General features: G+C 72.2%; 22 protein-coding genes and 1 pseudogene. 9 read left to right on the top strand and 14 right to left on the bottom strand.

Annotated features, from left to right (window positions below; all coding sequences use genetic code 11):
- Positions 1-127: 127 nt before the first annotated feature.
- The 5 genes from J8M51_RS06145 to J8M51_RS06125 all read left to right on the top strand — a co-directional run bounded on the left by J8M51_RS06145 (position 128) and on the right by J8M51_RS06125 (position 6,797).
- The gene (locus J8M51_RS06145) at positions 128-1,282 is read left to right on the top strand and encodes a patatin-like phospholipase family protein (RefSeq protein ID WP_267299021.1); all 1,155 of its coding nucleotides are present in this window, start codon (positions 128-130) and stop codon (positions 1,280-1,282) included.
- The gene (locus J8M51_RS06140) at positions 1,279-2,502 is read left to right on the top strand and encodes a macrolide family glycosyltransferase (RefSeq protein ID WP_086761969.1); all 1,224 of its coding nucleotides are present in this window, start codon (positions 1,279-1,281) and stop codon (positions 2,500-2,502) included. Before J8M51_RS06145 ends, J8M51_RS06140 begins: the two co-directional genes overlap by 4 nt.
- A 3-nt stretch (positions 2,503-2,505) precedes the next feature.
- Positions 2,506-2,994: a hypothetical protein gene (locus tag J8M51_RS06135; protein WP_086761963.1), complete on the top strand. Its 489-nt coding sequence runs from the start codon at positions 2,506-2,508 to the stop codon at positions 2,992-2,994.
- Positions 2,991-3,950 (top strand): hypothetical protein, encoded by a 960-nt coding sequence (locus J8M51_RS06130; RefSeq protein ID WP_086761965.1) that lies wholly within the window; start codon positions 2,991-2,993, stop codon positions 3,948-3,950. Before J8M51_RS06135 ends, J8M51_RS06130 begins: the two co-directional genes overlap by 4 nt.
- A 78-nt stretch (positions 3,951-4,028) precedes the next feature.
- Positions 4,029-6,797 carry an ATP-binding protein gene (locus J8M51_RS06125; RefSeq protein ID WP_267299020.1) on the top strand — a complete coding sequence of 923 codons (2,769 nt, stop codon included), beginning with the start codon at positions 4,029-4,031 and terminating at the stop codon, positions 6,795-6,797.
- 18 nt (positions 6,798-6,815) lie between these two features.
- On the opposite strand, the gene J8M51_RS06120 is transcribed toward J8M51_RS06125, so the two are convergent.
- From J8M51_RS06120 to J8M51_RS06070, 11 genes are all read right to left on the bottom strand, one after another.
- Positions 6,816-7,718 (bottom strand): UTP--glucose-1-phosphate uridylyltransferase, encoded by a 903-nt coding sequence (locus J8M51_RS06120; RefSeq protein ID WP_086762690.1) that lies wholly within the window; start codon positions 7,716-7,718, stop codon positions 6,816-6,818.
- Positions 7,719-7,808: 90 nt separating this feature from the next.
- On the bottom strand, positions 7,809-8,009 hold the full coding sequence (locus tag J8M51_RS06115; RefSeq protein ID WP_086762692.1) for a hypothetical protein: 201 nt from the start codon (positions 8,007-8,009) through the stop codon (positions 7,809-7,811).
- Positions 8,006-8,593, bottom strand: coding sequence for a YceI family protein (locus tag J8M51_RS06110; RefSeq protein ID WP_086762695.1), 588 nt, complete (start codon positions 8,591-8,593; stop codon positions 8,006-8,008). Before J8M51_RS06110 ends, J8M51_RS06115 begins: the two co-directional genes overlap by 4 nt.
- 79 nt (positions 8,594-8,672) lie before the next feature.
- Positions 8,673-9,419 (bottom strand): SDR family oxidoreductase, encoded by a 747-nt coding sequence (locus tag J8M51_RS06105; RefSeq protein ID WP_086762697.1) that lies wholly within the window; start codon positions 9,417-9,419, stop codon positions 8,673-8,675.
- Between the two features lie 96 nt (positions 9,420-9,515).
- Positions 9,516-11,216: an L-aspartate oxidase gene (locus J8M51_RS06100; protein ID WP_179203451.1), complete on the bottom strand. Its 1,701-nt coding sequence runs from the start codon at positions 11,214-11,216 to the stop codon at positions 9,516-9,518.
- Positions 11,217-11,425: 209 nt separating this feature from the next.
- Complete coding sequence (locus J8M51_RS06095) at positions 11,426-11,899, bottom strand: carboxymuconolactone decarboxylase family protein (RefSeq protein ID WP_216586739.1); 474 nt, start codon at positions 11,897-11,899, stop codon at positions 11,426-11,428.
- A 153-nt stretch (positions 11,900-12,052) separates the two neighbouring features.
- Positions 12,053-13,258 (bottom strand): globin domain-containing protein, encoded by a 1,206-nt coding sequence (locus J8M51_RS06090; protein WP_086764369.1) that lies wholly within the window; start codon positions 13,256-13,258, stop codon positions 12,053-12,055.
- A gap of 123 nt (positions 13,259-13,381) precedes the next feature.
- Positions 13,382-13,822 carry an RrF2 family transcriptional regulator gene (locus J8M51_RS06085; protein ID WP_086764372.1) on the bottom strand — a complete coding sequence of 147 codons (441 nt, stop codon included), beginning with the start codon at positions 13,820-13,822 and terminating at the stop codon, positions 13,382-13,384.
- A 51-nt stretch (positions 13,823-13,873) separates the two neighbouring features.
- Positions 13,874-14,167: a hypothetical protein gene (locus tag J8M51_RS06080; RefSeq protein WP_143673522.1), complete on the bottom strand. Its 294-nt coding sequence runs from the start codon at positions 14,165-14,167 to the stop codon at positions 13,874-13,876.
- Positions 14,168-14,265: 98 nt separating this feature from the next.
- Positions 14,266-14,595 carry a branched-chain amino acid transporter permease gene (locus J8M51_RS06075; protein ID WP_179203540.1) on the bottom strand — a complete coding sequence of 110 codons (330 nt, stop codon included), beginning with the start codon at positions 14,593-14,595 and terminating at the stop codon, positions 14,266-14,268.
- Positions 14,588-15,307 (bottom strand): AzlC family ABC transporter permease, encoded by a 720-nt coding sequence (locus J8M51_RS06070; RefSeq protein ID WP_086764377.1) that lies wholly within the window; start codon positions 15,305-15,307, stop codon positions 14,588-14,590. Before J8M51_RS06070 ends, J8M51_RS06075 begins: the two co-directional genes overlap by 8 nt.
- Before the next feature lie 62 nt (positions 15,308-15,369).
- Here J8M51_RS06070 and J8M51_RS06065 point away from each other — a divergent pair, with 62 nt between their 5' ends.
- Positions 15,370-15,825: an Lrp/AsnC family transcriptional regulator gene (locus J8M51_RS06065; RefSeq protein WP_086764380.1), complete on the top strand. Its 456-nt coding sequence runs from the start codon at positions 15,370-15,372 to the stop codon at positions 15,823-15,825.
- Here J8M51_RS06065 and J8M51_RS06060 read toward each other — a convergent pair.
- The 3 genes and pseudogenes from J8M51_RS06060 to J8M51_RS06050 all read right to left on the bottom strand — a co-directional run bounded on the left by J8M51_RS06060 (position 15,812) and on the right by J8M51_RS06050 (position 17,650).
- Positions 15,812-16,411: a nucleoside deaminase gene (locus J8M51_RS06060; RefSeq protein ID WP_236067221.1), complete on the bottom strand. Its 600-nt coding sequence runs from the start codon at positions 16,409-16,411 to the stop codon at positions 15,812-15,814. The genes J8M51_RS06065 and J8M51_RS06060 overlap by 14 nt on opposite strands.
- Before the next feature lie 362 nt (positions 16,412-16,773).
- Positions 16,774-17,127, bottom strand: a pseudogene (locus tag J8M51_RS06055) (NAD(P)-binding protein); the annotation flags it as partial.
- A complete protein-coding gene (locus J8M51_RS06050; protein ID WP_086759851.1) occupies positions 17,120-17,650 on the bottom strand; it encodes an SRPBCC family protein in 531 nt (176 codons plus the stop codon). The gene J8M51_RS06050 and the pseudogene J8M51_RS06055, both read right to left, overlap by 8 nt.
- A gap of 141 nt (positions 17,651-17,791) precedes the next feature.
- Here J8M51_RS06050 and J8M51_RS06045 point away from each other — a divergent pair, with 141 nt between their 5' ends.
- From J8M51_RS06045 to J8M51_RS06035, 3 genes are all read left to right on the top strand, one after another.
- Positions 17,792-18,685, top strand: a complete 894-nt coding sequence (locus tag J8M51_RS06045; RefSeq protein WP_086759853.1) for an amidohydrolase family protein — start codon at positions 17,792-17,794, stop codon at positions 18,683-18,685.
- A gap of 85 nt (positions 18,686-18,770) precedes the next feature.
- A complete protein-coding gene (locus tag J8M51_RS06040) occupies positions 18,771-19,076 on the top strand; it encodes an ArsR/SmtB family transcription factor (RefSeq protein WP_086759855.1) in 306 nt (101 codons plus the stop codon).
- Complete coding sequence (locus tag J8M51_RS06035) at positions 19,073-19,465, top strand: VOC family protein (protein WP_086759858.1); 393 nt, start codon at positions 19,073-19,075, stop codon at positions 19,463-19,465. Before J8M51_RS06040 ends, J8M51_RS06035 begins: the two co-directional genes overlap by 4 nt.
- Positions 19,466-19,473: the final 8 nt, after the last annotated feature.

The raw sequence follows: 19,473 nt of genomic DNA, 5'->3' as shown, positions 1-19,473 counted from the left end.
CGACGAACGGTGGATCACCTTGCGCCCGGAGCCACCGGGAGTCCGCAGACGGTCCCTAGGACGGCCCCTGGCTCAGGTACCTCACGTGTCTCAGGTACCTCACGGCGACTGAGAAAGGCAGGTCGACATGAGCGACTCCTCGGTGGGCCTGCGGGCCCTGCCCCGCCCCGTGGCCGCGGTGGTGGGTGCCGGTGGCGTGCTCGGCGCGGCCCATGTGGGCGTCGGGTACGCGCTGGAACAGCGCGCGTTCACCCCGGACATGATCATCGGTACCTCGGTGGGAGCCCTCAACGGGGCCATCGCCGCCGCCCATCCCGACCGGGCCGCGCCCTGGCTGGACCATGTGTGGACCCGGCTGCGCCGCCGTGAGGTGTATCCGCTCGGCTATCTGTCCTCCCGGACCAGCCTCTTCACCGACCGCGGCCTGCGCCGGCTGATCGCGCGGGCCGAACTGCCGTCACGGATCGAGGAGTTGGCCATTCCGTTCACCGCCGTGGCGATGGACCTGGTCACCGGCGCCCCGGTGGCGCTCGACCGCGGCGACCTGGAGTCGGCGCTGCTGGCGAGTGCCGCCATCCCCGGGGTGCTGCCGCCGGTGGCCCGCGACGGCCGGACGCTGGTCGACGGCGGGGTGGTCGCCTATGTGCCGGTGCTGGCCGCGCTGCAGGCGGGCGCGGCCAGTGTGGTCGTCCTGTCGACCGGCCCGGAGAGCTCGCCGCTGCGCCCCGTCGAACCGCGTGCGCGGGCCGGCGCGATCGCCTCCCGGGCCGGGCTGCTGCTGTTGCGCCACCAGATCGAGCGCGATCTGCACGAGGTGTCCCGGCACATCCCGACCGTCGTACTGCCCACCGGCATCGAGACCTGGCCCGCCCCCTGGGACTTCGGCCACACCCAGCGGCTGATCGGCACCGCCGCCCGCACGGCGGGCCGCTTCCTCGACGAACTGCGCGTCAACGGACCCGGCCTGTACCGGGTCGACAACATCACGACAGCCCCGGCCGACCGGGGAAGGCCCACCGGTCCCGGTCGGCGCGCGTCCGCCGGTCGGCGTGCCGCCGCCGGTCCGGGCCCGTCCGCCGGCCGAGTCACGCAGGGCTCTCCCGCCGGACCCGCCGGACCCGCCCCGGCCCCGCCCGGCGCTGGTGCCGCTTCCCCCGCCCCGGCCGTTCCGACCGCACCCTCCCGCCCGGGCGGGACATCGGCACCGACATCGGCACCGACATCGGCACCGGCACCGACATCGAGATCGACTTCTACCCCGACCGTGGAGGCAGGGCTGTGAGCACCATCGCGTTCCTCAACATCAGCATGCACGGGCACATCAATCCGACGTTGCCGCTGGTGGCCGAGCTGGTGCGGCGCGGTCACACCGTCACGTACCACGCCGCGCCCGCGTTCCGCGCGGAGATCGAGGCCGTCGGCGCGACCGTGCTGGACTACCCCGGGGGAAACCCGCCGTTCCCCGACCCGCCGACGCCGCTGACGTGGATGGAGGCGCTCGCGGAGACCGCCGTCCGCTGGCTGCCCGGCGTGCTCGCCGACCTCCGTCGTGACCCGCCCGACCTGATCGTGCACGACAGTGCCTGTCTGTGGGGCGCGATCGCCGCCCGTGAGCTGGGGGTCCCGGCGGTCTCGTCGTTCACCACGTTCGCCTTCGGCCGGCAGGTGCCCAGCCCCACCCATGGCTCCTGGGAGCTGCTGGCGGCGGCGCGGGCCCGGCCCCGCAGCCTCCGGGGTTATCTGCGGGCCCGCTGGGAGCTGCACCGGCGGTTCGCCGCGGGCGGGCTGCCCCTGCTGGACGTGGCGAACATCCGTCAGCCGCTCAACCTGGTCTACACCGCACGGGAGTTCCAGCCCGCGGCGGAGGAGTTCGACGCCTCCTACCGTTTCGTCGGCCCGAGCATCGGCGCCCGCCCGGCCGACCCGTCGTTCCCCCTCGACCGGCTCCAGGACCCGGTGCTGTACGCCTCGCTGGGCACGGTGTTCAACGCGGATCCCCAGCTGCTGCGGACCTTCGCCACCGCGCTCGCCCCGCTCGGCGGCACCGTGCTCGTGTCCACCGGCCAGACCGACCCCGACGCGCTGGGACCGCTGCCGGCCAACGTCCTGCCGTACCGCTTCGTCCCGCAGCCGGAGGTGCTGGCCCGTGCCGCGCTGTTCGTCACCCACGGCGGCATGAACAGCGTCAACGAGGCCCTGTACGCCGGTGTGCCGCTGCTGGTGGTGCCGCAGGGCGCCGACCAGCCGCTGGTGGCCCGGCGGGTCGTCGAACTCGGCGCGGGTCTGTCGATGCGTACCGAGGACGTCGCCAAGGGAACCGTGCGCGCTCTGGCCCGGCGGCTGCTCCACGAGCCCGGTTTCCGGACGGCGGCGGCCGGGCTGCGGACCGCGCAGCACGAGGCGGGCGGCCACCTGAGGGCCGCCGACGAACTGGAGAGGTGTCTGCGCGCGCCCGGCCCGGCCCGGCGGAAGGCGCCCGTCGACCCGTCACGGCGAGGCTGAGCGATGACCACCGCCGTCGTCCTGCTGCTGGTGTTCGCCGGGCTCTCGGAGGCCGCCGGGCGCATCGTGCCCCTGGTGTCGCGCCGCCCCGGCATGTCGCGGACCTTCGTGGCCGGGCTGCTGGTGGCCGCCGGTCTCGTCGAGGGCGCCGTCCTCGCGCTGTGGCCGCTGACCGCCTGGACCCTCGCCGAACTGCTCGGGTCCGCCCCGCCGCCGGAGAGCGGACTGTCGTGGACGCCGAGCCTGCTCGTCCCGCTGCTGCTCTCCGCCGTCCTCGCGTTCCCGCTGCTCGGGCCCCTGCTGCACATGGTCCTCTTCGTGGGCGTCGGCGCCGGGCTCGCGGGCGCGCTGGCGACGGCGTCCGGGCTCGGTTGGTGGACCGCCGCCGGATGCGTCGCCGTCGCCGGGACCGGCCTCGGCGTCACCGTGGAGGCCGTACGCCGGCTGGTCGTACGGGTCAGCGCGACCCGGACGCCGGAGGTGACCGTATGAACGACCTCGTGCTCTGGATCTGCGCGCTGGGACCGGTCCTGATCGCCGAGGGCCTGCTCGCCCGCTACGAGGTGCTCGCCTACAGCGCGGGCTGGCGCGACCCCGTCACCGAACTCCCCGACGGCGTCCCCTACGCCCGGGGCGCCGCCCCCGACAGACCTCCGGCCGCGTACCTGGTCTATCTGGACGGCATCGGCAAGCGGCGCTTCCGGGACACCCGGGACGGTGGTCAGCTGGTCAAGGCCGTGCTCGCCGGGGCGCCGGAGCTGCGGGTGCTGGGGCAGGTGCAGCCGTACTCGCCGCTGGCCGACCCGCTCGCCGACCGGCCCGTGTGGGCGTGGCTGCGCAGGCACGCCGGTCTGCTGCTGTTCCTGCACAACGTCATGCAGGTCTTCGTCGCCGCCGACCACCGCTACCGCCCGCTCTACAACCGGGCCGTCGGCTCCCAGATCGCCACCCAGCTCCGGCTCGCCGGGTATCCGCCCGACAGCGGCATCCCCGTGGTGCTGCTGAGCTACAGCGGGGGCGCGCAGGTCGCCACCGGCGCGATCGACGAACTCCACACCCGGCTGCGCGCACCGCTCGTCGTCATCACCCTCGGCGGGTTCCACAACGGTGCCAACGACCTCACCCACGCCGTGCACCTGCACCAGCTGACCAGCGCGAACGACCGGATCGAGCGGGTCGGCACCTGGATCTTCCCGCAGCGCATGCCCCTGTTCCGCCGCAGCGGCTGGAACCGCGCCCGCCGCGCGGGCCGGATCACCGTGCACCGGCTCGACCCGGCCACCCATCTCGGCCCGCGCAGCTACATCAGCCCGGACACCCGGCTGCCCGACGGCCGCACGTACCTCGACCGCACCACCGACACCGTGATCGGTATCGTCCGCACCCATCTCGCCGCACCCGCGGCCGACGACCACCTACGACCGGCCACGGACCACCCGAGTCCCTGACCGCCCACCCGTACTCGGGCGTCACGATCGAAAGGCGTATTACCATACCGGTCGAAGCGTTCGGACCGGGGAGCGGCCATGGCGAGGAGCGGTTCACGAGCCGGACTCCTCGGCAGACAACACGAGTGCCGGGCACTCGACGACCTGCTGGCCGGCGCCAGGTCCGGCCGCAGCGGGGTCCTGGTCCTGCGCGGTGAGGCGGGCATCGGCAAGACCGAACTGCTGCGGTTCCTCCTCGACCGCACCGACGGCTGCCGCACGCTCCGCCTCGCCGGAGTCCAGTCCGAGATGGAACTCTCCTACGCCGGACTGCACCAGCTCTGCGCCCCGCTGCTGGGCGGCCTCGACCGGCTGCCCGGCCCACAGCGCGACGCGCTCGGCACGGCCTTCGGACTGCGGGCCGGTGCCGCGCCGGACCGGTTCCTGGTCGGTCTGGCCACCCTGAGCCTCCTCGCGGACGCCGGCGGCGACCAGCCGCTGGTCTGCCTCGTCGACGACGCCCAGTGGCTGGACCACGTCTCGGCCCAGACCCTGGCCTTCGTCGGCCGTCGGCTGCTCGCGGAATCGGTCGTCCTGGTCTTCGCCGTCCGCGAGCCCGGCCCCGGCGAAGCCCTCGGCGGCCTCCCGGAGCTGCCCGTGACGGGACTCGCCGAGAGCGACTCCCGCGCACTCCTCGACTCGGCCGTCACCGGTCCCCTCGACCAGCGGGTGCGCGAACGCATCGTCGCCGAGTCCGGCGGCAATCCGCTGGCCCTGCTGGAACTGCCCCGCCGACTGGCCGTCGGAGAACTGGCCGGCGGCTTCGGCCGCCCGGACGCCGGTCCACTGCCGAGCCAGATCGAACAGGGATTCGTCGATCGGGTCCGGTCGCTGCCCGCGAAGTCCCGGCGTCTGCTGCTCACCGCCGCCGCCGAGCCCGTCGGGGACGTGACCCTGCTGCGGCGCGCGGCCGAGTCGCTCGGCATCGACGTCGACTCCGCCCTGGCGCACGGCGACACCGCCGAGCTGATCACCCTCGGCACCCGGGTCCGCTTCCGGCACCCCCTGGTGCGCTCGGCCGCCTATCGCGCGGCGAGCCAGGACGAGCGCCGCGAGGCGCACCGGGCCCTGGCGAGGGCGACCGACGCCCGTCTCGACCCCGACCGCCGGGCCTGGCACCTGGCCGGGGCGACCCCGGGACCCGACGAGACGGTGGCGGCGGAACTGGAGCGGTCCGCCGACCGGGCACAGGCCCGCGGCGGCATCGCGGCGACGGCCGCGTTCCTCCGGCGCGCGACCGAGCTGACCGGCGATCCCGCCCGGCGCGCCCAGCGCGCGGTGGACGCCGCGCGGGCGACGCTCCACGCGGGCGCGTTCGAACCTGCCGCCACCCTGCTCGCCACGGCGGAGGCCGGCCCCCTCGACGAGCTCGGGCGCGCGCGGATCGACGTCCTGCGCGCCGAGATCGCGTTCGCCCAGAACCGTGGCAGAGAGGCTCCCTCGCTGCTGCTCAGCGCCGCCCGGCGGTTCGGGCCGCTCGATGCCGCACTGGCCCGCGACACCTATCTGGACGCCGTCGCGGCGGCCATCTTCGCCGGCCGTCTGGCCCAGGGACCGGGGCTGCGGGAGGTGTGCGCGGCCGCCCGCGCAGCGGTGCCGGAGCGGCCGGCACGCCTGTCCGACCGGCTGCTGGAGGCCGTCGCCGTGCGGCTCACCGACGGTTACGCGGCGGCGGTGCCGAGGATGCGGGACGTCCTCGCGGCGTGCTGCGACGAGGACATCCCCGTCCAGGAGGCGCTGCACCGGCTCTGGCTCGCCGGGGTCATCGCCTCGGACCTGTGGGACGACGAACGCTGGCACCTGGTCGCCACCCGCCAGCTGACGCTCGTCCGCCGGGCCGGCGCGCTCAGTGTGCTCCCCGACGTGCTGGAGTCCCGCGCGCACACGCACCTCCTCGCCGGTGAACTGACGGCCGCCGCCGCGCTGGTGGAGGAGGTCGGCACGGTCTGCGCGGCGATCGGCAGCACCCCGGCGCGGGTACTGCCGCTCGGCCTGGCCGCCTGGCGCGGCCGCGAGGACGAGGCCCGCACCCTGCTCGACGCGATCCTGGGCGAGGCCGTGCCACGCGGCCAGGGTGCCACCGTCACCGTCGCGCACTGCTACCACGCGGTGCTCTGCAACGGCCTCGGCCGCTACACGGAGGCACTCGCCGCCGCCCGGGAGGCCGCCGCCCACCCGTACGAGTTCACCTCCCCGCGCTGGGGCCTGATCGAGCTGATCGAGGCGGCCGTACGCAGCGGACTGCCGCAGGCGGCCACCGACGCACTGGAGCGGCTCGCGGAGACGACCCGGGCCAGCGGTACGGACTGGGCGCTGGGCGTGGAAGCACGCTCACGGGCGCTCCTGAGCGAAGGCGACACCGCGGAACACCTCTACCGCGAGGCGATCGACCGGCTCAGCCGGACCCGGGTCCGCGTGGAACTGGCCCGCGCCCAGCTCCTGTACGGCGAATGGCTCCGCCGGGAGAACCGCCGGGTCGACGCCCGCGCCCAACTCGGCGTCGCCCACGACACGTTCAGCCGGATCGGGGCCGAGGCCTTCGCCGAACGCGCCCGCGGTGAACTGCAGGCCACCGGGGCGAAGGTCCGCAGACACACCATCTCGGAGCCCACGGCCCTCACCTCGCAGGAGGCCCAGATCGCCCGGCTCGCCGGCGAGGGCCTCACCAACCCCGAGATCGGCACACAGCTGTTCCTCAGCCCCCACACCGTGGAATGGCATCTGCGCAAGGTGTTCTCCAAGCTCGGCATCTCCTCCCGCAAGGAGATCCGCACCCTGCGCCTCGAGGGCGAGGCCACCTCGGCCTAGACCGGGACGGCCCGGTGCCTACTGTCCGGGCGTGTCGAGCCCCTCGACCAGACCGCGTACGACGGGGCCGTACTCGGGGTGGGCCAGCGCGAAGGCCATCTGGGCGACCAGGTAGTCGGCCGGGTTGCCGGTGTCGTACCAGCGGCCCTTGATGACCTGCCCGTACACCGCGCGGGTGGCGGCGTAGGCGTTGATGGCGTCGGTCAGATAGACCTCGCCGGTCCGGTGCTCGTACCAGCGGCGGGTCTGCTCACGCAGTTCGTCGATGATGCCGGGGGTGACGACATAGCCGCCGATCGCCGCGTACGACGAGGGCGCGGCGGAAGGCTCGGGCTTCTCGACCAGACCGGTGATGCGCAGCTGGCCGTCGCCGAGGTCCTCCTTGACGATGGGCACGCCGTAGCGCTGGGACTCGGTGGGGTCCATCGGCAGCAGGGCCAGTACCGGGCAGCCGGTCTGCTCGTAGGCGCGGATCAGCTGCTGGGCGCGGGGGACCTCGGCCACGAAGACGTCGTCGGGCCAGAGCACCAGGACGGGTTCGTCGCCGAAGGCACGGGCGGCGTTGAGCACCGGGGTGCCGTTGCCGTACGGCCCGTACTGGTCGAGGTAGGTGATGTGGCCCCGGCGGGCCAGCTCCGCGACCTCCTCGACGGCGTCCGCGTAGGCCGTCTTGCCGTCCTCGCGGAGCTGCTCCACGAGGGCGGGGTTGGGGCGGAAGTGGTCCTGGATGAGGCTCTTGCCGCCGGAGACGACGATGGTGATGTCGGTGATGCCGGAGTCCACCAGCTCGCGCACGGTGTGCTCGATGACCGGCTTGTCACCGACCGGCAGCATCTCCTTCGGAGTCGCCTTCGTCAGGGGCAGCAGACGGGAACCGAGGCCGGCGGCGGGGATCACAGCCCGGCGGATCGTCGGGGGCATCACATTTCTCCTGGTCGAACGGCACGCCGTACCGGTTGGCACGGCGACCCGGGCGCACACGCGCAGGGTCGCGCGGCTTCGGGAGAGAGCCTACCCAGGGGCGCCGCGGGCGCCGCGGGGCCGTCCCCGGTCGAGCCGGCGCAGGGCGTGCAGGACGGCCCGCGTCCGCTCGTCGAGGTCGGCCAGCTCCCGGCGCAGGGTGTCGACCCGGGCCTCCAGCGCGGTGGCCTCGGCGGTCAGCGACACCACGGTGGCCGCCATGGCGAGTCGGTCCTCGGACGGCCGGGTCACCGGGGGTCCAGCTCCACGGCGGAGATGTCGAGGACCAGCTTCACCTTGTCGCCGACCAGCACTCCGCCCGTGGCCAGCGCGGAGTTCCAGTCGATGCCCCAGTCGGAGCGCCGCAGGGTGGCCGTGCCCTCGAAGCCGACCCGGTTCAGCCCGCCGGCGTCCTGGCCCGCGCCGCCGAACTCGAGGTCGATGTCGAGGGGCAGTTCGACGTCCTTGATCCGCAGAAGGCCGGCCATCCGGAACCGGCCCTCCCCGTCCTCGGCGATCCCGGTGGAGCGGAAGGTCATGAGGGGGAAGGTCGCCGAGTCCAGGAAGTCCGCACCGGTGACATGGGCGTCCCGCTGGGCGATGCCCGTGTCGAGACTGCCGGTCTGGACACTGACATGGGCCTCGGACCGGGCCGGCCGTTCCCCGTCGAGTTTCAGCAGTCCCTCGAAAGCGGTGAATTTCCCCCGGACGTTGCTGATCATGGCGTGGCGGACGGAGAACCCTATGGTGCTGTGGTCCGGATCGATGGCGTAGGTGCCCGTCAGATCGTGATGGCGAGCGGAATCGGATATCACGGTTTCCGTGCGATTGGACATGGCGAAGCGTCCCTTCGTGAAAGTGCCGGAGCGAGGGGTCCCCTGCCGATCGGCAGGGGACCGCGGAGAGTGCCGCCGCCTACTTCTGCCGCGCGAGCCAGTCGGCGAACCGGGTCTCGGCGATGTGCGCGCCCGGGCCCGGGACGAGCGTGTCCTCCTGCACCTGGGCGCCGGAGTAGGGCGCCTTCGGGTCGGTGACGACCTTGCGGGGGTCGCCCTTGGCGGCGAGCCCCTCACGGATCAGCTCGTCGAGCCGGAAGACGTCGGGGCCCGCGATCTCGACCACACCGTCGACCGGGGAGCCGACCGCGGTGCGGCCGACGGCGGCGGCCACGTCGTCGGAGAGGATCGGCTGGATCTTCACGGGGGCCAGCCGCACCGTGTCGCCCTCGGTCGACATGTCCGCGATCCCCTTCATGAACTCGAAGAACTGGGTGGCGTGGACGATCGAGTACGGAATCCCGGACGACTGGATCAGCTCCTCCTGGGCCTGCTTGGCACGGAAGTAGCCGCTCTCCTGGAGGCGGTCGGTGCCGACCACGGAGAGCGCCACATGGTGCCGCACACCGGCCTCGGACTCGGCCTTGAGGAGGTTGGTCGTGGAGGTGCGGAAGAAGTCCATGGCGGCGTCGTCCGCGAAGGAGGGCGAGTTCGACACGTCGACCACGACCGCCGCGCCCTCCAGGACCTCGGCGAGGCCCTCGCCCGTCAGGGTGTTGACGCCGGTGTTGGGCGCGGCGGCGACGGCCTCGTGCCCGTGCTCGCCGAGCTTGCCGACGAGCTTCGAACCGATGAGACCGGTTCCACCGATCACTACGACCTTCATGACGGAATCCTTTCGGAAGTTCTTTCTCGGTACCAGAGGAGACAAGACAGGGGCGCGACTTGTGACAGGGGTTCGCGGGAATGCGGAGAATTCCCGTCATTCGACGAGCTTGCCCTCTGTCGTGACCTCCTGCATCAGCGCGGAAATCTCGTCCGGGATCTCCGGAATGCTCTCGCGGGTGATACCGGTCGTCGGTGACCACACGAGATTCACCCGCATTGCGGGATCCAGGTCGGGATGGTCGCTGCGGTTGTGGCAGCCGCGGGTCTCACGGCGCTCCAGGGCCGCTTCGAGCGTGGCCCGCGCCGCCAGCGCGGCGGACTTGAGGTCGAAGGCGTGGGCGAGGTCCTGATAGCCGGCGATGTCCGGGTGGACCCCGACGTCCTCCATCCGCTTCTCGATCACGGAGAGTTCCGCCAGCCCCGCCCGCAGGCCCTCCTCGTCGCGTACGACGCCCGCGTGCTCGGTCATCGTGTCGCGGATGGCCCGCTGCAGGGCACGGACGTTCTCCGGCCCGTCGGCCGTGAGCAGTTCGTCGACCTCCGCCCGGGCCCGCGCGACGGCGGCCGCCGAGCGTGGGTGGGCGGTGAGGGACTCGGAGTAGGCGGCGGCCGCCCGGCCGGTGATCCGGCCGAAGACCAGCAGCTCGATGAGACTGTTCCCGCCGAGCCGGTTGGCGCCGTGCAGTCCGCTCGACGCCTCCCCGATGGCGTACAGCCCGCGTACGTCGGTGCTGTGGTCCTCGGGGCGCACCCACACCCCGCCCATCGAGTAGTGCGCGGTGGGCGCGATCTCGATCGGTTCCCGGGTGATGTCCAGCATCTGCAGGTCCAGCAGTGTCTGGTACACGCGGGGCAGCCGCGTCATGATCGTCTGCCGGGGCAGATGGGACACGTCGAGCCACACCCCGCCCTTGGGGGTGCCGCGCCCCTCCTTGATCTCCGTGTAGGAGGCCAGCGCCACGCGGTCGCGGGTGGACAGCTCCATCCGCTCGGGGTCGTAGCGGGCCATGAAGCGTTCCCCGAGCGCGTTGCGCAGGATGCCGCCCTCGCCCCGGGCGGCCTCGCTGACCAGGGTCCCGGCCGCGTTCTCCGGCTCGATGATCCCGGACGGGTGGAACTGCACCAGCTCCGGGTCGCGCAGCCGGGCCCCGGCGTCCACGGCCAGCCGGAAGGAGTCGCCGGTGTTCTCGTCGCGTCGCGAGGACGTACGCCGCCAGATCCGGGTGTGCCCGCCGGCCGCGAGGATCACGGCGTCGGCGTGGATCAGATACCGCGTCCCGCTCGCCAGGTCGAAGCCGTAGGCGCCGAAGACGGCCCCGTCGTGGGTCAGGAGGCGCGTGATGTACACCCCGTCGAGGACGGGGACCTTCAGCTGCTCCGCACGCCTGATCAGCGTCCGCTGGATCTCCAGGCCGGTGTAGTCGCCCGCGAAGGCGGTGCGCCGGAACGTGTGCGCGCCGAAGAACCGCTGGGAGATCCGGCCGTCCTCCTCCCGCGCGAACGCCATGCCGAAGCGCTCCAGGTCGTCGATGCCCCGGGCGGCGCCCCGGGTGACGATCTCGGCGGTACGGGGATCGGCGAGCAGATAGCTCTCCTTGAGGGTGTCCGCCGCGTGCTGCTGCCAGCTGTCCTCGGGGTCCATGGTGGCCAGCGCCGCGTTGATCCCTCCGGCGGCGAGGGCCGTGTGCGCGTCCTCCTTGGCCCGCTTGCCGACCGCGAGGACGTCCACGCCCGCCTCGGCCAGTTCGATCGCCGCGCGCAGACCGGCCCCTCCGGTGCCGATCACCAGCACCATGGTGGAAAGACGTTGTTCGGTGAGTGCCACGGTCTACTCCGATCGCCGGTGTTGTCACCACTACGACCAGACCGGCCCGCGATCTGTGACATCCCCGGTCGACGAGCCCCGAGTGCCGAGGTCGGTGCGGTGAAACCGCGAAGTCCGCCTCCTCGCCGTGGGTCGGGGCGGCGTGGAGACGGACCGTGGGTGCCTGGTCGGGGAGGTGTCTAGCCGAACTGGCCCGGCTGGTAGTCCCCGGCGGGCTGCTGGTTGATGACATTGATGCGGTTGTAGGCGTTGATGACGGCGATGAGCGAGATCAGGGCGATCAGCTGCTCCTCGTCGTAGTGCTTCGCGGCGTTCGCCCAGGCCTCGTCGGTGACGCCCCCGGCCGCGTCGGCGATACGGGTGCCCTGCTCCGTGAGTTCGAGCGCGGCGCGCTCGGCCTCGGTGAAGACCTTGGCCTCGCGCCAGGCGGCGATCAGGTGCAGGCGCTGCGGGGTCTCTCCCGCGTGGGCGGCGTCCTTGGTGTGCATGTCGGTGCAGAAGCCACAGCCGTTGATCTGGCTCGCGCGGATCTTCACCAGCTCCTGAACGGTGGCCGGCAGCGTCGAGTCCGACACCACCTTGCCGGCCGAGTTGATGTGCTTCAGCACCTTGCCCGCGAGAGGGTGGCCGAAGTAGTTGAGACGCGATTCCACGGTGATCTCCTTGCCGTGTGGCGGATACACCCCTCTGACCGGGCAGCCGGGGCGATCCGTGACAGGGAGCCGGGTGTGACGTGCGTCTCATGGGCTGTCCGGGTCCCTGACCCGCCCCGCTTCCGCCCCGTTCCCGCGCCGTTCCCGTGCCGCCTACTCGGTGAGCCAGAGGTCGGGGCCGAAGACCTCGTAGTGGATGGCGGACGGGTGCAGTCCCTTGGCCAGCAGTTCGCCGCGCACCAGGCGCATGAAGGGCAGTGGCCCGCAGAGGTAGGCGGTGGTGTCGGCGGCCGGGGTGAGGTGGTCGAGGGTGGCGCGCCCGGCGAAGACCTGGGCGGCGGGGGAGCGGTGGGCGTCGTTCTCGTACCACAGGTGAAGGTCGGCACCGGTGAGACGGTCGACGAGCTCCGCCTGTTCGTCCCGGTGGACATGGTCGAGGGGGGAGCGGTCGGCGTGCAGGACGGTGACGGGGCGCGAGGAGGAGGTGAGGGCGAGATGGTCGAGCATCGACAGCATCGGGGTGATGCCGATGCCGGCGGAGGCGAGGAGGAGGGGAGTGTCGCCCTCGGGCAGGGCGAGGTCACCGGAGGGCAGCGACACATCGAGGAGGTCACCCTCCTCGGCGTGGGCGTGCAGCCAGGACGAGACCTCACCGTCGGGGACCGTGCCGTCGGCGGCCTTCTCGCGCTTGACCGTGATGCGCCAGGTCTTGTGGTCGGGCGCGGTGGACAGGCTGTACTGGCGGATCTGGTGCGCGCCGTCCGGCAGTTCGACGCGGACACCGACGTACTGCCCGGGCCGGAAGGCGGCGGTGGGGTGGCCGTCGGTGCGGCGCAGGACCAGGGACACGGCGTCGGCCGACTCCTGACGGCGTTCGGCGATCTCCATACGCCGCCACACGTCCCCGTCCCCGATGCCGGCCTCGGCGTACAGCCGGGACTCGATGGCGATCAGGGCGTTGGCCATCAGCCAGTACACCTCGTCCCAGGCGGCCCCGACCTCGGGTGTCACGGCGTCACCGAGCACCTCGGCGACCGCGCCGAGCAGGTGCCGTCCGACCAGGGGGTACTGGTCGGCGGTGATGCCGAGCGAGACGTGCTTGTGGGCGATCCGCGCGAGGACGGCGTCGGGGCGTATGCCGGGCCGTTCGACCAGCAGGGTGGCGAAGGCGGCCACCGAGCCGGCCAGTGCCTCGCGCTGCGCGCCGGTGGCCTGGTTGGTCCGGTTGAACAGATCACGCAGCAGCTCCGGGCGCTCCTCGAACAGCCGCCGGTAGAACACCTCCGTGATCGTGGTCAGTGAGGCTCCCACCACGGGAAGCGTCGCTCGTACGACGGGGGCCGACTGCGCAGACAGCATGGGACACACTCCTGGATCGAGTTCGATTGAATTGGTATGTGAGATGCGTATTTTTGGTCATGGCTGTGACGGTCCCGGCCGTGCGGGGGCGGTGTCAGGGGTGCCACGGAAAGGCCCGGGCGGTCAGCCCGGGGGAGCGCCCAGCGCCAGCAGGACGGGGCCCGTCGGGGACTTCACCAGATCGGCGACCGTCACCCCGTTCAGCGAGGAGTGGAACGCCTCCTGCGCCTCCCGCAGGGCCCGCCGCAGCCGGCAGGCGCCCGAGAGGGGGCACGGGGCGTCACCCTCGCACACCACGGCCTCCCGGTCCCCTTCCAGCGTCCTGACCAGATCCCCCACCGGCGTGCTCCGGCCCGCGCCGGTGAGCGTCAGCCCGCCGCCGCGCCCCCGCCGCGCCTCGATCACCCCGAGGTGCTGCAACTGCGCGATGGCCTTCGCCATGTGCGTGTAGGGGACGTTCATCGAGTCGGCGATCTGCCGCGTCGTCAGCAACTCCTCGCCGTCCACGACGGCCAGACGCATCACTGCCCGGAGCGCGAGATCCGTGTATCTGGTCAGCCTCACGCGGGCAGACTATCAATGTTGCATCGGAGATGCGTATTCAAGGCGGGTGGTCTACGTCTCGTCGACGGCCCTACGGTCGACGGGTTTCGTCGTCGCCCTGCGGTGGGCGGTGCGGCGGTGGACGACACCGGCGGCGTGGGTCGCCGCCACCACCAGGAGGATTCCTGCGGCCCAGTGCCTCCATGGACCTGGCGACGCCAACAGGAGTCCGCCCGCGCCGAGATGGACGGCCACGACCAGCAGGGCGACACCGACGAGGCCGAGCGTCCTGCGGCGCCGGGGGCGGGGTTCGCGCCGGGGTCGGTGGACGGTATCGGGCTCCTGGGGTGTCGACTCGGCGCTCATGATGAGGACTTCACCTTCCGCGTTCTCGTCCCGCGTGCGTGCGGGCTCCCTGTGCAGGGGACAAGGCGGCGTGCTGATCTGTGACAGCCGTACCGGGCTCAGTGCGCGAATACCGTGCTCATCAGGGCGACGTGGGTGGCGGTCCCGGCGAGGATGCTCAGCAGGGCGTTGCGGCGCCAGAGGTGCAGTGCGGCCGTGACGGTGAGGGCCGCCGCGGGGGCCAGTGCGCGCGGTTCGGTCAGGGGGAGGTCGCGCAGGCAGTGGACGAGGAGGATCAGCATGACGCCGGCAGGCATCCGGGTGCTGAGGTACTGGACGGTTCCGCTGGATCGCAGCGGGGCGAGAGCGGCGAACGGCAGGGCGCGCAGGCCCCAGGTGACGACGGCGGAGACGGTGACCGCGGCGATGAGGTAGGGCGTGTCAGGCATGGCGCGGCTCCCGGCCGGTGGCGAAGCGGCGGGCCAGCAGCCCGGCCGTGAACAGGGCGAAGGCGGCCAGGAGCAACTGTCCGGGGAACACGAGCCTGGCCACCACGGCCGCGAGCAGCGCCAGGACGGGTGTCGGCACGTCGCCGCGACGGTCACGCAGCGCGTCGAGCGCGAGGACGGCGAACAGTGCGGTCAGGGCGAAGTCCAGTCCGGTCACGCTGCCGGGGAGAACCATGCCGAGAAGCGCTCCGGCGGTGGCCCCGCCCGCCCAGTACACGTGCAGGAACACCTGGAGCCATACGATCCGCCGCCCCGGCCAGTGGCGGGCCCTTTCGCCGGTGGCCAGCGCGTACGCCTCGTCGGTGAGGGCGAACGTGCTGTAGGCCCTGCCCGGGCGGCCCTTCACCTGGTCCAGCGGGAAGGACAGCGCGTAGAAGACATGCCGGATGTTCACCAGGAACGCGGTCACCGCGACGGTCGCCAAGGGGGCTACGGAGACGACCAGACCGATGAGCAGGAACTCGAACGACCCCGCGTAGATCAGGGTGGTGAACGCCGTGGCCCACCACCAGTCCAGCCCCGACTGCGTCACGAGCAGACCGAAGGCGAGGCCCAGCGGGACGAGGCCGAGGCCCACTGCGGCGGAGTCCTTGAAGGCGGCGGACCGGGTGGGCCGGGCGGGGGCTTCGGTGACGACCGTAGGTATTCCCATGGGGAAATATTAGAAGCAATGGAGCGTTCTATGGTTGCTGATTATGGCTCTAGACTTCCCTCATGAGCAATGAAATGCATATGGACCCCATCGATCACGATATTTTGTTTCACCTGCTCCAGGACGGTCGGCTGACCAACGTCGAGCTGGCGAAACGGGTCGGCCTGACCCCGCCGCCCTGTCTGCGCCGCGTCAAGCGCCTGGAGGAGGCGGGGGTCATCGCCGGCTATCGCGCCGTCGTCGACCCGGCGGCGGTCGGGCGCGGTCTGGAGGTTCTCGTCGACATCGAGGTCTCCGCCACCGACCGCGCGACCGTGCAGACGTTCGAGGAGACCGTCGCCTCGTACGACGAGGTCATCGAGTTCCGGCGTCTCTTCGGCCGTCCCGACTACTTCCTCCGCGTCGCCGTCGCCGACCACGCCGCGTACGAGGCCTTCCTGACCGACAGGCTCACCGGGCTGCCCGGCGTCCTGCGCACCGAGTCCCACCTGACCATGAAGAAGATCAAGGCCGTCTGAGGGCGTCGGGGAGGGTCCGGCCCTCGCGCAGCCGCCTGGCCTCCCGGAAGAGCTGGTTCGTGTGGTCCGCCAGTACACCGCCGAGGAGGAGGTCCGGGGTGTAGAAGGACCGCGCGGCGGCGGCCACCTCCCGTGCGGACAGGGCGATCTGGATGATGTCGGTGCGGCGGATCTCGTCGATCGAGCTGGCCCAGACGACGCGCCGCACATCCGCCCACGCCAGCGCGCTCATGCACATCGAACAGGGCTCACCCGTGGTGTAGAGCGTCGTCCCGGCCCAGCCCTGGTTGCCCTGCCGCCGCACATAGTCGTTCATCGCGACCACCTCGCCGTGCAGCAGCGGACTGTCCGCCCCGGAGTTCACCCCGCTCCCCAGGACCGCACCGGTACGGGAGTCCACGATCACCGCGCCGAACGGCCACTCCGGGTTCTTGCGGGCCTCCTCGACGGCCAGCCACATGAACCGCTCGTGCGGGGTGGAGCCCCGAAAAGCCGTCGCCGTCTCCAGAGGGAGGGCGAGTGGCGCCGCGACCCCCGCCGCCACGGCTCCCCACCCCCCGAGAAACCGCCGCCTGCCCGCATCCATACGCTTCTCCTCGCCCGATGTCCGGCATCGAAGGTGCCACAAAGTGACCGGATCATCACGGACAGTCCCCATGTCGCCCCGGAATCATGCGCCACGCCGGAATCGGTCGACGACGCCACTGTCGCACCAGGACCAGGCCTGGCCGCCCGGAGGACGAGGAGCGGGATCGCGGCCCGGGTCGGCTGGGCCAGGCGCAGCCGGTGGGAGACGCGAAGTCCCACGGGAAGCGCTGCAGGTCGGCCGTCAGCTGGGTCGGCAGCTGGTCCGCCCCGTCACCGTCTAGCCGTCGTCGGTGAGCACCCCGGCGGTCCGAGCATGGACACCGGCCGGCCGTAGCCGCCGCTGCCCGCGGCCTCCGGGGTGTCCACGATGTCGGTGCCCAGCGGCTTCCAGGTTCCGTGCAGGCGTCGCCGGGCGTCCCCGTCGCCCGGGTGGAAGGCGTCGAGGGAGTCGGCGGTGGTGTCGATCTCACGGGAGAGGACCGCGCACCGCCCGTCGAGACGGAGCCGGGCCGGCATCGGGGACGCGGCGGCAAGGGGGTGGAAGGAGTTGACGAGGTCGCTGACGAATTAGGGGTCGACCCCGGTGTCGTGGCGCACCGCGCCGCCGGGCTCGGGCTGCTCCTCCGGGACCTCGACGCTCCATCCCGCGCCGGCCGGCAGATTCGCGGCGACCAGCCCGTCGGGGCCCGCGCCGATCACCACCGCGTCAGGCATGGCCGCCGCTGCCGCGCGCCGTCGCCCCGCGCCGCCGGGCGCGCGGCGGCCGTCCGGCCTCGGAGCCGGTCTCCGGCTCCGCCGGGGCCTCGGGCCGCTCCTCGCACAGGTGGGCGAGGCGGGCCAGCATCGCGCAGTGGCGCAGCTGGATCAGCGCCTCCACGCCCACGTTGTGGAGCGCTCCGCCCACACCCTGCAGCGGGTGTTCGTCCGCGATCACCAGGCAGTACGGTCCCCAGGGCCGCAGCTCGATGGAGATGCGCGCCGTGCCCAGCGCGCCCGCCCGCGCCTCCAGCCCGAGTTCACGGCCCTCCTCGACATGCCGGACCACGGTCTCGTTGGTCAGCCGCAGCGGGCCGAGGCGGATCTCGTAGCCGATCGCGGAGTCCAGCCGTGGCCACTGGCCCCGCACCGGCTCGGAGGCCGACGTACCCACCACCCACTCGGCGTACCGGGTGCCGTCCGCGAGGACGGCCCACACCGTCCGCGGGCTCGCCTTGATCAGCCGATGCCGTACTGCCATGCCGCACCTCCGGCTCGCCCCCTCGGTCGACGGCCGAGTGCCCGGACCGGCGAGGTCCACACCGGCTCGCGGGCGGCGGGAGAGGCACGGCACAGGGGCCGGGTGTGGACCATCCGCTCCACGGGAGCCGATCGTAGGACCATGACTGACGTGTACACGGGTACCGAGGCCGGGGAGATCCGCCGGTTCTGGGAGTCGCTCGGCCTTCCCGGGCTGGTCGACGTCCATACGCACTTCATGCCCGAGCGGGTGCTGCACAAGGTGTGGGAGTACTTCGACGGGCTCGGACCGCTGACCGGCGGGATGGAGTGGCCGATCACCTATCGCGAGGAGGAGGGTCGGCGGGCCGCCCTGCTCCGGGAGTTCGGCGTCCGGGCGTTCACCGCGATGCTCTACCCGCACAAGCCGGGCATGGCCCGGTGGCTGAACGGCTGGGCGGTCGACTTCGCCCGCCGCACCCCCGACTGTCTGCACACCGCCACCCTCTTCCCCGAGCCGGACGCCGAGACGTACGTCCGGGAGGCGATCGAGGCGGGCGCGCGCGTCTTCAAGGCGCATGTGCAGGTGGGGGCGTACGACCCGGCCGACGAACTCCTGGACCGGGCCTGGGGAGCGATCGCCGAGGCCGGTGTTCCCGTGGTGATCCACTGCGGTTCGGGCCCCGCGCCCGGCAAGCACACCGGCCCCGAGCCGATCGCGCGGGTGCTGGCCCGCCACCCCCGGCTGCGGCTGATTTTCGCGCACATGGGGATGCCCGAGTACGAGGAGTTCCTCGGCCTCGCCGAGCGGTACCGGGAGGTGCGGCTGGACACGACCATGGCGTTCACCGACTTCACCGAACGGTTGGCGCCCTTCCCCCGCCGGGCCCTGCCCCGGCTGACCGCCCTCGGCGACCGGGTCCTCCTCGGCTCCGACTTCCCCAACATCCCCTACCCGTACCTGCATCAGCTCCGCGCCCTCGAACGGCTCGACCTGGGGGAGGAGTGGCTGCGGGCGGTGTGCCACGACAACGGCGCGGAACTGTTCGGGCTGTGAGAGCCGTCCCTCGGTGATCCGTGGGGTGTCGTGTGCGGGGGTCGCCCGACTTGATAGGCAAGTGGCTACTTGCCTATGCTGGGTCGTGGCCGACGACGACCTGTTCAAAGCCCTGGCCGACCCCACCCGCCGCACCATCCTCGACGAGCTGACCGAGAAATCCGGACAGACACTGTTCGAGATCTGTTCCCGGCTGAGCATGAGGCACGGGCTCGGGATCTCGCGACAGGCGGTCTCCCAGCACCTCGCCGTGCTGGAGAGCGCCGGACTCGTCCGGACGAGGCGGGAGGGCCGCTACAAGTTCCACGACCTCGACACCACCCCGCTGCGGCGGATCGCCGAGCGCTGGCACGTGCCCGGCGCCTCCGGACCGAAGGAGAACACCCCATGAAGATCCATCTGACCAGCGTCTTCGTCGACGACCAGGCCAAGGCCGAGCACTTCTACACCGAGATTCTCGGCTTCGTGAAGAAGCACGACGTCCCGTTGGGCGAGAAGGACCGCTGGCTGACCGTCGTCTCGCCCGACGAGCCCGACGGCACCGAACTCCTCCTGGAGCCCGCCGGGCACCCGGCCGCCCGGACCTACCGCGACGCGCTCGTCGAGGACGGCATCCCGCTCGCCCAGTTCGCCGTCGACGACGTACGGGCCGAGTACACGCGCCTGCACGGCCTCGGGGTGCGCTTCACCCAGGACCCGGTGGAGATGGGCCCGGTCACCACCGCCGTCTTCGACGACACCTGCGGCAACCTGATCCAGATCGCGACACAGCCGCGGTAGTGGCGTGT

This window comes from Streptomyces griseiscabiei (assembly GCF_020010925.1).
Taxonomy (GTDB): Bacteria; Actinomycetota; Actinomycetes; order Streptomycetales; family Streptomycetaceae; genus Streptomyces; species Streptomyces griseiscabiei.
This window is presented reverse-complemented; position numbering and strand designations above follow the sequence as displayed.

What these genes read in the sequence shown, in the direction of transcription:
- J8M51_RS06145 (WP_267299021.1), top strand. Translation starts at nt 128, where the DNA reads ATGAGCGACTCCTCGGTGGGCCTGCGGGCCCTGCCCCGCCCCGTGGCC.
- J8M51_RS06135 (WP_086761963.1), top strand. Translation starts at nt 2,506, where the DNA reads ATGACCACCGCCGTCGTCCTGCTGCTGGTGTTCGCCGGGCTCTCGGAG.
- J8M51_RS06130 (WP_086761965.1), top strand. Translation starts at nt 2,991, where the DNA reads ATGAACGACCTCGTGCTCTGGATCTGCGCGCTGGGACCGGTCCTGATC.
- J8M51_RS06125 (WP_267299020.1), top strand. Translation starts at nt 4,029, where the DNA reads ATGGCGAGGAGCGGTTCACGAGCCGGACTCCTCGGCAGACAACACGAG.
- J8M51_RS06120 (WP_086762690.1), bottom strand. Translation starts at nt 7,718, where the DNA reads ATGCCCCCGACGATCCGCCGGGCTGTGATCCCCGCCGCCGGCCTCGGT.
- J8M51_RS06110 (WP_086762695.1), bottom strand. Translation starts at nt 8,593, where the DNA reads ATGTCCAATCGCACGGAAACCGTGATATCCGATTCCGCTCGCCATCAC.
- J8M51_RS06105 (WP_086762697.1), bottom strand. Translation starts at nt 9,419, where the DNA reads ATGAAGGTCGTAGTGATCGGTGGAACCGGTCTCATCGGTTCGAAGCTC.
- J8M51_RS06100 (WP_179203451.1), bottom strand. Translation starts at nt 11,216, where the DNA reads ATGGTGCTGGTGATCGGCACCGGAGGGGCCGGTCTGCGCGCGGCGATC.
- J8M51_RS06090 (WP_086764369.1), bottom strand. Translation starts at nt 13,258, where the DNA reads ATGCTGTCTGCGCAGTCGGCCCCCGTCGTACGAGCGACGCTTCCCGTG.
- J8M51_RS06080 (WP_143673522.1), bottom strand. Translation starts at nt 14,167, where the DNA reads ATGAGCGCCGAGTCGACACCCCAGGAGCCCGATACCGTCCACCGACCC.
- J8M51_RS06075 (WP_179203540.1), bottom strand. Translation starts at nt 14,595, where the DNA reads ATGCCTGACACGCCCTACCTCATCGCCGCGGTCACCGTCTCCGCCGTC.
- J8M51_RS06070 (WP_086764377.1), bottom strand. Translation starts at nt 15,307, where the DNA reads ATGGGAATACCTACGGTCGTCACCGAAGCCCCCGCCCGGCCCACCCGG.
- J8M51_RS06065 (WP_086764380.1), top strand. Translation starts at nt 15,370, where the DNA reads ATGAGCAATGAAATGCATATGGACCCCATCGATCACGATATTTTGTTT.
- J8M51_RS06060 (WP_236067221.1), bottom strand. Translation starts at nt 16,411, where the DNA reads ATGGATGCGGGCAGGCGGCGGTTTCTCGGGGGGTGGGGAGCCGTGGCG.
- J8M51_RS06050 (WP_086759851.1), bottom strand. Translation starts at nt 17,650, where the DNA reads ATGGCAGTACGGCATCGGCTGATCAAGGCGAGCCCGCGGACGGTGTGG.
- J8M51_RS06045 (WP_086759853.1), top strand. Translation starts at nt 17,792, where the DNA reads ATGACTGACGTGTACACGGGTACCGAGGCCGGGGAGATCCGCCGGTTC.
- J8M51_RS06035 (WP_086759858.1), top strand. Translation starts at nt 19,073, where the DNA reads ATGAAGATCCATCTGACCAGCGTCTTCGTCGACGACCAGGCCAAGGCC.